The following is a 12,477-nucleotide window of genomic DNA, read 5'->3' as shown; positions in this document are numbered from 1 at the left end:
TCGCGTGCTTACATATTCACGTCGTGTTACAGTCGGGTTGGCTGTGCTCCAACCGTTGCTTTTGAGCTGGTTAATTTGCGCCCTCTTCACCCTCTGCATATATGTCGTGACCTCATCTTCGCCTTTCCTGGGCGATTTCCAATGGATGGATGCCGTTCGCCTTGGCGGTTCGCTGTGGCTACTCGCGTTGGGGACTCCCATTATTAGCACGAATCTCACCGTGAGCCTCATGCCGATTGTGCTCACTGTGCTCATTGCTTTGTGGACGGTCCGTTTCTTGCGCACAGTATTGATTGAGGATTGGTACGACGTTCTTGTTGCTGCCGGTACTGGTGGTGCGCTCTGTGCCTTCATGACGGTTTTGAGCCTGCCAAACTCGTCCCTGCTTTATGCATGTATTAGTGGCGTGGCGTTCTCCGCCCTTTGCGCACAGTTTGCGTGGGTTTCAACGCCTCCTATCCCGTTCCGTCACCATTTTCATGCGGCGTGGCTTTTCCTCAGGCCTTTTCTTGCCATCATTTTTGGCGCGGGAACGATTGTGCTCATCGTCGCTATTATTGCTGGTTTTCCGCGAATTTTAGCGATAAATTCGGCGTATCATTCCGGACTTGCAGGAAGTATTTTCTTCTTCATTGTTCAACTGTTTTTCCTTCCCGTCGGCATTGTGTGGGGCACCTCGTGGCTTGTGGGGACAGGTTTCAGTGTGGGCACAGGAACGAATTTTTCTATTTTCGGTTCGGTGAGCGCCCCTATTCCGGGTATCCCGATTTTTGGCGCTTTACCACAACCTCAATCGCATCCGTGGTTCCTTGTTCTTGTGTTACCTCTGATGTCATTTCTTTTGGCGCTTTTGTATTTGCGTAAAGCGCTACGACGTGACGGCGCTGGGGGTAAACATGACGAACGCAATTCCGTGCATAAGCGAGGAATCGCCATGCCAGATTCTTCAACTTCCCGGAAGAATTCTTCAGCACAATCCGTGGTGGATTCCTCTGATTCTTCTCACGGCGTTTCCTCCTCTTCCACCCCAATAAGTGACGACGAAAAACGTGGCATTCGCGCATTCTTCGGAATATATTCCGATAAACGCTACCGTTTACCCCGATTTGGCTTGCCGAAAATCCCCAATATTCGTAGAAAAGAACGTCTAGCTAAGGTTCCCTCACCGTATCCTCTTCCTACATGGGGTAAAGAACTGTGGATACTTCTTGTTTTTGTAGCGGTAGAGATTTTCGTTATTGTGTCACTGCTTTCGGCGTTAACCTCAGGTGGTTTTGGCCCGGTTCGCATGCAAGAAATAGGGACACAACCGCCACTATTGAGTGCTGGAATTCTTCTTGTTATTCTTGTCCCTGTTATCTTGACGTTTGTTATCAACCGTCTGTGGCACAGGAGACGTATTAAGGTGCGTGCGGTAGATGATGATGCATCTGTGCCGACATCTGCTCAGCCACCCGTTCCACGTTCCAGGACACAAAAATGTGTCGAACTTTTCCGTCGTACATTATTTAAGAAAAAAACCGTGAGGGATACGGAACCCCAGGATGTTTCCGCACAAGATATAGAGTTAAACGAAGCAGAACGTAACGAATCGAGTGGGGGATCGCGTGAGGAATCGAATGGGGGCTCACGCGAAGGATCGAGCGAGGGCTCACGCGACGAATCGGGCAACGAAATTGTGAACAAAGTCCGCGATAATTCACCTAAAGAACCAGGCAACTAGGAGAAATAAAGCCAATGTTAAAACCGAATTCTATTTACACGGCACTCCTTATTGTGGCGATTATGTGTGTCGTTGTGTTCTTCACTGGACGCGGGCTTGCGTCGTCGCGCAAAAAGGCAATCGTTGCATCCGTGGTTTCTCTTCTGATTCTGCCCCTTCTTGGGGTGACCGTTATTGGGGTGATGGCGAATCGCAACCTTGGATACGCAAGCGATTGGGCGAGCGTCTACCACATGATTCAAGGTGGCGGGGTAAAAACAGATGTGAAACCCGTCGAGCAAAAAATTCCAAAATATACGGTGAAACCGAAACCTATTGCGAAACCCAGTGGCGAGGAATGGAAAATTACGACGGAACCGTCCACGTACGGAACGGTTCTCACTCGTTTTAAAGGGCCGAAGTCGGGGATTAACCAAAGGGTGTGGATATGGGTTCCCAAGGATTACAACCCCGAAAAAACCTATAAAGCTATGGTGATGTTGCAGGGGTATCCTTCCCATACGGAAAAGATTCCTCGGCATCTTGATTTCGACCACGCCATTCCTAAGATTGCGCCCGATACCATTGTTGCGGTGCCGGATTTGGCTATTGATTCACGGCCGCCGAACTGTGTTGATTTTGAAGGACAGCCCGCAATCGGCACCTATATTACGCAAGATGTTGTGGGAATGTTGCGTGCCAATTATTCCGTATCAAGCAACCGTGAAGATTGGGTGATTGCCGGGGCAAGTTACGGTGGGTGGTGTGCGCCAGTTCTCGGACTGCAACACCCGCAAACCTTCGCATCCATTATTTCCTTCTCCGGTTTCGATAAGCCCGACGTGGGGTTAGCGAAAACAACGCCGGAGCTGAAAAAACAGTTCACGGTGACGAATATGATGCGGAAATCAACCTGGCCACAAGCGATTTTCATTACGGGAACGAAGTCGGATCCTGCCTCCACCAGTTTCGCGAAAGAAGCGGCAACTATTAAGAAGCCTAATATTCACATGAACTTCAAGATCGACGAAAAAGGTGCCCACACGTGGGATGTGTGGGGAAGGCAGTTCCCTGATGCCCTGAAATGGTGGTCCAGTGGGCGCGCCGCACACATCGACCAGGTGGAACAGGAATATTCCTTCCTCACCACGCCTACATTCGTGATTATTTGCTTTGCCCTCTATAGCTTGGGCGTGGGTGTTGTGGTGTGGCGCGGGGCGCGCATGAAAACCTGGGCTCGGTACCTAAGCGTTATCGGTGTTGTGGTGTGGGGCATTATTGCGATACTCTTCCTCGCTAACCTCTCCACATATACCGTAACGAGTTTCTCGAATCTCTATGGTTTCTTTAACCTCTTCAAACCGCTGTAGGTGAATATTATGAAGAACGACGACGGCTTCGAACCTGAGGCAACTCGGCACGAGGAACAGATGGACGTTGTGGCGGAAGTGGCGAAAGTGGCGGATATAGCGGATGCGGCGGATACTGCGAATACAGCTGATGTAGTGGATGTGGCTAAACCACGATTTTCGCGAGTCTGGGTGTATTGGCTGTGTGCGTTGTGGATGGTATGCATTGTTGCCCTCGCCTATGTTACTAACGCAAAAATGGCTATTCAGGTGTTTGCGTTGAGCTTCAGCATCCTGGGGTTGGCGCGTTTACTGTTACCCACGGGCACTTTGCCTTCGGTGCGTTCGCGTTGGATTGACGTGGCGACGCTGTGGTTTTTTGCTGCGTGCCTGTGGGGGTTTTCCTGGATTGCGGACGCACCGGCCGTGATTTAATTGTTACATTAACTTTTACCTAGTTTTTGCGGTACATCTTCAAATCCTCAAGTGGCTCGTTGTAGCCCTTCTGACCCATGACATAAAGAACAGGGAGAGTGGTTAGCCACCACGGATCTTGTGGAAGCCCGGTTTCCGGATCTATTTGTTCATCCATATGGAGAATCGGATGAGACACCACATGGCCATTATGCATACCGAGATAGCGAATCGAGCTACGCCCGCTCTTCAACTGTTCCTTAATCTCGTCAACAGCATTCGCCGCCATAGAAATAGCAAGAGTTCGATCGTAGGACGTTGGCATGCCACCCTGCTGCATATGCCCAATAATTGCGGTACGTGCCGTGTACTTCCCGCGGCCTTCCTCCTCGAAAACGCGACGCATGAGGTCAGCCGTGTAATACTGGGAAGCCTGCTCGTTACGAATCGCCAAATACAGGCTACGATCGCCGGTAAAGCACCAGTTCATGCGCTCCGTCTCGAACTTGAGCATATCCAAGGAAACACCAACCTCGGACAAATACACCTGCTCGGCACCCGTGGATAGGGCACTCATCATCGCAAGGTACCCACACTTACGTCCCATTACCTCAACAACGAAGGTGCGGCGGCTAGCCGAAGCGCTACGCCGAATTTTGTCAATAGCTTCGACGTTCGTATTCAACGCGGTATCCGCGCCAATCGTCAAATCACTGCCCGGCAAATTGTTGTCAATCGTCGTCGGAACACAAATAAAGGGAATGTTGAAGGAGGGGAAACGGTTACGTTCCGACGCCATCGCCCAAGCGGTATCATAACCAGCCTTACCGCCAATCATAATAATCGCGTCGATACCGTTAGCCTCAATAGCGCGAGCCAAAGCAAAATACTGGTCAATCGTAGGAACCTTGCGATCCGTCCCGAGCTCCGCGCCACCCCGGCTTGCCCAACCGTCAACGTCACGCCACTCGAGCGGACGAACGTGGTTCTCAATAAGCCCGACGAAACCGTTTTCCACACCAAGCATTTCAAAACCGGCGCTAATACCGAAACGAACAGCAGCGCGAGCAGCCGGATTCATGCCCGGAGCAAGTCCGCCCGCATGCATCACCGCAACACGAGGTTTGCGTCCTAAATCGTCGTTAATAACGGGAACAGGGGAAGAAATCGTGGAGAAAAGAGTCAACATGCGATGGAAATTCGGGCCACGGCTACCGGCGGCAGCCTCGTACTCACCCGACTCCATATAGTCAACAACCTTTTGAGTATTCGCAACCGTTTCCACCAGCGGAAGGCGAACAAGATGATTCTCACGCAAACCAATAATGCAGGAATCTTCACCCGGCTTGGAGCGAATAATTTCCAAGGCGGCCGTGTAACCCAACAGGGTGGACATCCAGCGGTCAAAAGCTGAAGGTGTGCCACCGCGCTGAACGTGACCGAGAGCCGTAATACGCGCCTTGTCGCCAAGTTTCTCAAAAATAATCTGCTGAATACGCTGAGAGGTGATACGCTCCCCGTGGCGATCCTTGCACCCTTCGGCGACGACGATGAGGGAATCTCGGCGTCCAGATTCGCGGCCCTTGCGAATCTGGTTACACATATGCTCTTCCCAGCCCTCAACCGGCGGAATTTCAGGAATAATCACATAATCGCAACCACCGGCAATTGCGCCCATGAGGGCAAGATACCCGCAACGTCTTCCCATCACCTCAACAATGAAGGTGCGCTGATGGGATGTAGCCGTGGAGGTTAAAGCATCGATTGCGTCCACAATACGGGCAAGAGCGGAGTTGGTTCCCACCGTCATATCCGTGCCCACAAGATCGTTATCAATCGAGCCAACAACGCCCGCAATACGCAACTCGGGATGCTTATCGGCAACAGTCTGGTCAAGTTCGCCGGCTTCAACGAGTTCCTTCAGCAAATCTGCCCATTCGGAACGCAAAATATCAGCACCTGTGAGCGAGCCGTCCCCGCCAACAACAACAAGGCGATCAATTCCAGCACGAGCAAGATTGCCGGCTGCCGTGCGTCGCCCCTCGCGCTCGCGGAATTCAGATGAACGGGCCGAGCCGATAACAGTTCCGCCCTGGTCGAGAATGGAGGAGGCGTCGGACCACGTCACCTTGCGAATATAGTCTCCGCCGGCAATGGCTCCGTGCCAACCTTCGAGAATAGCGTAAGGCTGAGCGCCTTCCTGGAGAGCGGTTCGGATAACCGCGCGAACCACAGCGTTCATACCGGGAGCGTCGCCACCCGAGGTGAGCACTGCGATTGAGGTTTTGTCAGACATAAATCCCCCTTTTTTGTGCTATTTACATTTTGTCAGATTTTTACGGTTATGATGTATATGTCGGTCATTTACTTCAAAGATGAGGAAAGATATGTCGAAACCAATTGATCCCACAACAACAGCCGCATGGAACCGTTTGCGTGAGCTACATAACGGTTTTTCAGCCAATTTCCGTGAAGATTTCGCTCAAGACCCGCAGCGCGCCGGGCGTTTTAGCTTCACGGCAGGTGATTTGTTTGTCGATTTATCAAAGGCTTATATTAACGACGACGTAAAAGCAGCGCTCGTCGAGTTGGCAAAGGAAACAAATATTGCTGGGCGTCGTGAAGCAATGTACCGTGGCGACCACATTAACGTTACTGAAGATCGCGCGGTGCTCCACACAGCTCTTCGTCGTCCTAAGGATGATTCGCTTACCGTCGACGGGCAGGACGTTATCGCAGACGTTCACGATGTTCTGGAACGTATGTACGCTTTTGCGAACAAAGTCCGCAGTGGGCAATGGAAGGGCGTGACGGGTAAACCGCTCACAACCGTTGTCAATATTGGTATTGGTGGTTCGGATTTGGGTCCTGTGATGGCGTATGAAGCATTGAAGCCGTACGTGAAGGATGGAATCGAATGCCGTTTTATCTCCAACATTGATCCGACGGACGTGGGGGAGACCCTTCGCGGTGTTGATCCCGAAACCGTGTTGTTCATTGTTGCCTCTAAGACGTTCACAACTCTTGAGACGATTACGAATGCGAAGATGGCTCGCGCCTGGTTCCTCAACCAGCTGAAGGATCGCGGTATTGCGGATGCAGGCGCGGTTGCCAAGCATTTCGTTGCCGTGTCTACAAATCTGGAAAAGGTTGCCGAATTCGGTATTGAACCATCTAATGCTTTCGGTTTCTGGGATTGGGTTGGTGGCCGTTACTCGGTAGATAGCGCGGTGGGGCTGTCCTTGGCGCTTGCTATTGGCCCGGATAATTTCGCTGATTTCCTGGCTGGTTTCCACACAATCGATGAGCATTTCGCTACAGTTGCTCCGGAAGAAAACGTTCCGTTGCTGATGGGCTTGCTCAACGTGTGGTACGTGAACTTCTTCGGCGCGGCAACCCACGCTGTTTTGCCGTATTCTCAGTACCTGCATCGTTTCGCTGCCTATCTTCAGCAGCTCACCATGGAATCTAACGGTAAGCGTGTGCGCTGGGATGGCACAGAGGTAACAACCGCTACCGGTGAAGTGTTCTGGGGCGAACCGGGAACAAACGGCCAGCACGCCTTCTATCAGCTGATCCACCAGGGCACCCAGCTCATTCCCGCTGATTTCATTGCTTTTGCCAACCCCACCTACGCCTTGAAGGATGGCGATCAGGATCAGCACGAACTCTTCCTCGGCAACTTCTTCGCCCAAACAAAGGCGCTTGCCTTCGGTAAGACGGCCGACGAGGTTCGTGCGGAAGGTACGCCTGAGGAGATTGTGAGCGCTCGCGTATTCCCCGGCAATAAGCCCACCACTTCGATTATGGCGCCGTCTTTGACGCCGAGCGTTTTGGGTCAGCTCATTGCGCTGTATGAACACATTACCTTCGTTCAAGGTATCGTGTGGGGCATCGATTCCTTCGACCAGTGGGGTGTTGAACTTGGTAAGCAGATGGCGAAGGATCTCACTCTTGCTATTGCAGGGGATGCAGATGCTTTGGCAGCTCAAGATCCGTCAACACGCATGCTCGTCGAGTACTACCACAAGAACCGTTCCTAGTTGTAGGGGCGACGGCGCTGGCGCAATGCCGTTAGCACGGAGTTCATAGGGGAGGGGCCACTGGGTCCCTCCCTTTTTTGCCCTATGGTTTGTAGCTAGAATATGTCCTACATTTTTTCGGGAATCCGCGAAATATCACGTTTTGAGCACATGCCGCCCGTCACTGAAAAGCCCATTTCTTTGCATGTTCAAAGGTTCGATGCAATAATTGAGGAAATTCATTGGGGAATCAACCTTCCGGGAGGTAGCGTGGCCGGCTATAAGCAAAGAACACGGCTTATGCGGGCAAAAATAGTGGCGCTCGCGGTGGCACTTATCGTCGCGATTCCCTTCATGGTGATCGTCGGCGCAGCGCAAATACCTATTTCAACCGTTTTCGGCGTCATCCTCAGCCACGTACCCGGCCTGCCCATTGATATCACCTGGCACACCACGGTGGATGCCATCATCTGGGATAACCGCCTGCCAAGAATCCTCGCATCCATAGCCGTAGGCGCCATTTTGGCTGTGGCAGGCGTTGTTCTTCAAGCCCTGGTGCGCAACCCCCTTGCCGAACCCTACGTTCTTGGCCTCAGCTCCGGGGCGGGCACAGGCGCGGCAGTTGCCGTTATCATCCTCAACCTCAGCTCAGTATTCGGAGTAGGAATCTGTGCGTTTATCGGCGCAACACTCTGCACATTTTTCGTCCTCAGCGTCGCCGGAAAAATCCGCAGCCCACTCATGCTCGTTTTAGCCGGCCTGGCAGCAAGTTTCGGCTTTTCTTCCCTCACCAACTTCCTCATCTTCTCCGCTTCCAACCCGGAAACAGCCCGCTCCGTCAACTTTTGGATGCTCGGCTCCCTGGCGGGCACATCATGGATGAACGCCATCGTTCTCCTCATTGTGGCAGCCATTTATGCGCTGGGGATTATTCTCGTCGCCCCCGTATTGGATGCCCTAGCGAACGGGGATTCTTCCGCGTTGTCCGTCGGGATTAACCCGGGCAGGGCGCGCATTCTCCTGCTGGTGCCCACATCGGCTGCCGTGGCCATCGCCGTATCCATGACGGGCGGCATTGGGTTTGTGGGCCTTATCGTTCCCCATGCCATGCGGGCGCTGATCGGAACAGGGCATAGGATTCTCGCCGTGTCCGCAACGCTTGCCGGGGCGCTATTTCTCATGCTGGTGGATACCATGGGCCGTGTTATTTTCGCCCCCGCGGAACTTCCCATCGGCGTGATTACGGGAATGATTGGCGCACCATTCATCCTGTTCATTATTTTCCGCAACAAGAAACAGTTAGGGATAGGGTAGTGGCATACACAGGTGTGGAACACAAATTAACCGGTAGCAATATTCGCGTGAACCTGGGCGGAAACCGGATTGTTCGCGACATCAATATTCAGGCCGGTGCCGGCGATATCGTGGGCATTATCGGCCCGAACGGCTGCGGAAAATCCACGCTTCTCCGCGCACTCTACGCGGCCCTACCCGCGGACGGCACAGTGTGCATTGACGGGCAAGAAATCCACACCCTTAGCCGCAAACGCATAGCGCAATATATTTCCGTCGTCGAACAACAAGACGAATCACCCATGCCCACCACCGTGCGAACCCTGGTAGCCCTCGGGCTGCTGCCTCACGGATCTTTCACGCGCCTCACCACCGAGGAGGACGACCAAAGCGTGATGGACGCCCTGGACTACGTGGATTGTGCACATCTGGCGGATCGATTCACCTCCCAGCTATCAGGCGGGGAATATCAGCGGGTGAAAATCGCGAAAACCATTGTCCAAAACACGCCTTACCTGTTCCTCGATGAGCCCACCAACCACCTCGATTTACGCTACCAACACCAGTTGCTCAACCTCGTCAAAAATTTGCAGAAAACAACACTCATAGTTCTTCACGACGTTAACCTTGCTGCCCGCTATTGCGATCGGATCGTTCTCATCAACGACGGCCGTATTGTGGCGGAAGGAAGCCCGTGGGAGCTTCTCACGCCAGAGCATTTAGAACCGATCTACCACATGTCCATCACGCGGATAGAACGGGAAGGCTTGCCCTATCTGTTCTTTGATCCGCAACTCACTAACCAAGAAATGGGGAAGCCATGAAAAAACGTTTAGGTGCAGCCATTGCGGCCTGTGCGCTCCTGTTCGGGGCGTGCGGGCAAAGCGCGGCACAGAAACAGAAAGCGGCTGAAGAAAAACCAGCAAGCAGCCACTATCCTGTGCAGGTGGAAACCTGCGGGGAAACCATCACTTTTGAGAAAGCCCCCGAACGCATCATCATGATGCAGGGCACGAATTATTCCATCCTTGATGCCCTGGGCGTGAACGATAAAATCGTTGCCCGCGTTGGCGAAGTTGATTTGAATGGCGCCAATGACGAGATGCAAAAGCGCATCGACGCCATCCAAAAACTGGGCTCCAGCCAAACCGAATCCGGTGGGGCAATGCTATCCACAGAAGCCGTGTTGGAACAGAAAGCCGATCTCGTCGTCGGATATACGAAGAATGGTGCCGTGGATAAGGATGCGCTGAAAGCCGCGGGCGTGAACCTGTACGTTCCCGATTCCTTCTGCGAAAACTATTCTGTATCCAAGGCAAGTTTCGATCTTGTCGATAAGGAAGTGGATAAGATGGCCAAGATTTTCAACATGGAAAACAAGGCCCAGGGAATCAAAGATGAGGCAGCCAAGCGCCTGAAGAATATTACATCACCCGTCGCCAAGGGTACGACGGTAGCCGGCCTGTGGGTATACACCGCAAAGGGTGAACTGGGTGCTTATGGAACATCTTCCATGGCACAACCCATTTTCGAAGCAAACGGCCTGAAGAATGTGTTCGACGATCAAGAAAAGCGCGTCCAGGTAGTACAGATCGAAAAACTGTTGGAAAAGGATCCGGAATGGATTGTTGTGCTAGGCTACGCTTCCCAAAAAGATGCGCTGTTGGCCAGTGTGAAATCCTTCCCAGGTGCTGATAAACTCCAGGCCGTGAAGAACGATAAGTTAGTGTTCCTGCCCTTCGTACTGACCGATCCACCCAACCTGTTGTCCGTTGATGGGGCAATCCAACTCAGCAAAACCCTCGCCAAATAGGCCTATAGCCACGGAGAAAGGCATACATGACACCCCAAAAAATGCTTGATGAATGGCATAAGCAGCAAACAGCTTTCATTGAATTGCGTGATTTACGCACGCGCTTCCTGGTAGATATTGTGGAATATCACCGCCAGCGCCTTGGCCGCCCGCTCACCATTGTAGATGTGGGCTGCGGGCCGGGAAGCCTAGGAACCGCGATCTTGGAACGCGTACCCGATTCGCGCGTCTACGGCTTGGATAGGGATCCGCTGCTACTTCGCCTGGGGCGGGAAACAAATAAGCACGGGGAAAACTTCACCTTCCTGGACGTGGATATTACTTCGGAAGATTTAGCCGCACAGCTTCCCGTACAGCAGATAGATGTCACGGTATCTGCAACCGCCCTGCACTGGTTAATGCCCCAGGATTTAGTGCAGTTATATCAGGCGGTGGGCAAGCTAACAGTAGATGGCGGGCTGTTCATGAACGCCGATCACTTAGATTACGACGGCCGCACCCAAACATTCCTCGACGAATATTCGCAGCAATACAAGACGGCGTACCTGAAAGATTCCCACGCTAAAGGCGCCATGAGTTGGCAGGCCTGGTGGGAAGAAATGAAGGCGCTTCCCGGCTGGGAGAAAGAACGCGATGAATGGGAAAAACGCTGGGAAGGCAGGGAAACTGCGCCCCACGTGAGTGAAGATTTCCACTTCGAAGCACTTCGTGCAGCAGGTTTTGGCCAAACGGGAACCGTGTACCAATGGCTGGAAGATCGGCTGATCCTCGCCGTTAAATAACATCATTGTGATATATCGTACAAGATAAGGAGGCCAAGTAACTACAAACTTACGCGCTAGTAGGTTACGATAGCGTATGTTACGGAAACGTAGGTTGCTATCAATTTTCACATCTTTAACATCTAGCGCATTTTTGGTTTGAGAAGCCAGCCGGGAAGGAAAATATGCAGGATATCCGGGAAGCTGCCGATACATTCGGCAACTGTGGGCGCCTCACCCGTATCCTCCACGCGGAAAACACAACATCAACACAAGATGATCTTGCTCGGCTATGGCACAACAACGAAATTCTGTCCGGAACCGCCCTCATCGCTGATTCTCAAAGCGCTGGGCGCGGCCGGGTGGGGCGCTCATGGTTTTCCACCCCGGAAGGCTCTCTTCTCATTTCCATCCTCCTCGAATTTCCAGCCACCATGCGTAACAACCTTGGCTGGGTCACCCTCACAGGGGCGCTCGCAGCACAGCGCGCACTCCAAACGCTCGCAATCGACACACAGATTTCTTGGCCTAATGACATCGTCGTCCAAGCGCCAACAACACGGAAAATCGCCGGAATTATTGGAGAATTCATTGGCGAACGCGACGGAAAACTCGCCGTCGTCCTTGGAATGGGACTCAATATAACACTGGCAGATAACGAGCTTCCCACACCAACATCCGCATCCTTAGCAACAGCCGGGTATTGCACACCCAGCAGGGACAAAATTGCTGCGCGATACATTTTTGAACTTTTCCAGCTCTGCGATCGCCTTGCGCACGCCCTAGGAAACGCTGAAACCGCAGGGTTGCTTGCAGAACTCAACGCCAAGTGCGAAACCCTCAAACCCAACGTCACAGTTAATCGCCCACGCGCCAACCCCGTCGTCGGAACGGGGAAACGAGTGTTAGCGGATGGTTCCCTCGAAGTGGAAACTGAAACGGGAACAGTTGTGATTACAACCGGGGAAGTGTCCATGCTCGACGAAACGACGGCGAACACACAGGGGTAGCAGTAGGGATTGGCATGGGACGCAACGTTTACCGCAATGCAGATCGCCAGAACACAAAGTAACCAAACGCAAAGTGACGACAACATAGAGAAGTTAGAACACAGCGAAACAGA

Annotated in this window: 10 protein-coding genes; 9 read left to right on the top strand and 1 reads right to left on the bottom strand. The window is 52.6% G+C overall.

The window, feature by feature from the left end:
• Positions 1–4: 4 nt before the first annotated feature.
• Genes G445_RS0106080 through G445_RS0106070 form a run of 3 tightly spaced genes read left to right on the top strand, consistent with a single transcriptional unit; the run spans position 5 to position 3,486 of the window.
• Positions 5–1,723 carry a cell division protein PerM gene (locus tag G445_RS0106080; protein WP_040430747.1) on the top strand — a complete coding sequence of 573 codons (1,719 nt, stop codon included), beginning with the start codon at positions 5–7 and terminating at the stop codon, positions 1,721–1,723.
• 14 nt (positions 1,724–1,737) lie between these two features.
• Positions 1,738–3,072 carry an alpha/beta hydrolase gene (locus tag G445_RS0106075; protein ID WP_022866657.1) on the top strand — a complete coding sequence of 445 codons (1,335 nt, stop codon included), beginning with the start codon at positions 1,738–1,740 and terminating at the stop codon, positions 3,070–3,072.
• 9 nt (positions 3,073–3,081) lie between these two features.
• Entirely contained in the window at positions 3,082–3,486 is a 405-nt protein-coding gene (locus G445_RS0106070) for a DUF3017 domain-containing protein (RefSeq protein WP_022866656.1), read from the top strand.
• A 19-nt stretch (positions 3,487–3,505) separates the two neighbouring features.
• Here G445_RS0106070 and G445_RS0106065 read toward each other — a convergent pair whose 3' ends face one another.
• Positions 3,506–5,761: a 6-phosphofructokinase gene (locus G445_RS0106065; RefSeq protein WP_022866655.1), complete on the bottom strand. Its 2,256-nt coding sequence runs from the start codon at positions 5,759–5,761 to the stop codon at positions 3,506–3,508.
• A 91-nt stretch (positions 5,762–5,852) separates the two neighbouring features.
• Between G445_RS0106065 and pgi the strand changes: the two genes are divergently transcribed.
• The 6 genes from pgi to G445_RS10900 all read left to right on the top strand — a co-directional run bounded on the left by pgi (position 5,853) and on the right by G445_RS10900 (position 12,364).
• Positions 5,853–7,508, top strand: a complete 1,656-nt coding sequence (gene pgi, locus G445_RS0106060; protein ID WP_022866654.1) for a glucose-6-phosphate isomerase — start codon at positions 5,853–5,855, stop codon at positions 7,506–7,508.
• A gap of 102 nt (positions 7,509–7,610) precedes the next feature.
• Positions 7,611–8,801, top strand: a complete 1,191-nt coding sequence (locus G445_RS0106055) for a FecCD family ABC transporter permease (protein WP_022866653.1) — start codon at positions 7,611–7,613, stop codon at positions 8,799–8,801.
• Positions 8,801–9,604, top strand: coding sequence for an ABC transporter ATP-binding protein (locus tag G445_RS0106050; protein ID WP_022866652.1), 804 nt, complete (start codon positions 8,801–8,803; stop codon positions 9,602–9,604). The genes G445_RS0106055 and G445_RS0106050 overlap by 1 nt, the downstream gene beginning before the upstream one ends.
• The gene (locus tag G445_RS0106045; protein WP_022866651.1) at positions 9,601–10,593 is read left to right on the top strand and encodes an ABC transporter substrate-binding protein; all 993 of its coding nucleotides are present in this window, start codon (positions 9,601–9,603) and stop codon (positions 10,591–10,593) included. Before G445_RS0106050 ends, G445_RS0106045 begins: the two co-directional genes overlap by 4 nt.
• A gap of 26 nt (positions 10,594–10,619) precedes the next feature.
• Positions 10,620–11,375 carry a class I SAM-dependent methyltransferase gene (locus G445_RS0106040; protein ID WP_022866650.1) on the top strand — a complete coding sequence of 252 codons (756 nt, stop codon included), beginning with the start codon at positions 10,620–10,622 and terminating at the stop codon, positions 11,373–11,375.
• Between the two features lie 164 nt (positions 11,376–11,539).
• On the top strand, positions 11,540–12,364 hold the full coding sequence (locus tag G445_RS10900; protein WP_022866649.1) for a biotin--[acetyl-CoA-carboxylase] ligase: 825 nt from the start codon (positions 11,540–11,542) through the stop codon (positions 12,362–12,364).
• The last annotated feature ends 113 nt before the right edge of the window (positions 12,365–12,477 follow it).

Origin of the sequence: Actinotignum urinale DSM 15805 (genome assembly GCF_000420445.1) — a bacterium.
GTDB classification, from domain to species: Bacteria; Actinomycetota; Actinomycetes; order Actinomycetales; family Actinomycetaceae; genus Actinotignum; species Actinotignum urinale.
This window is presented reverse-complemented; position numbering and strand designations above follow the sequence as displayed.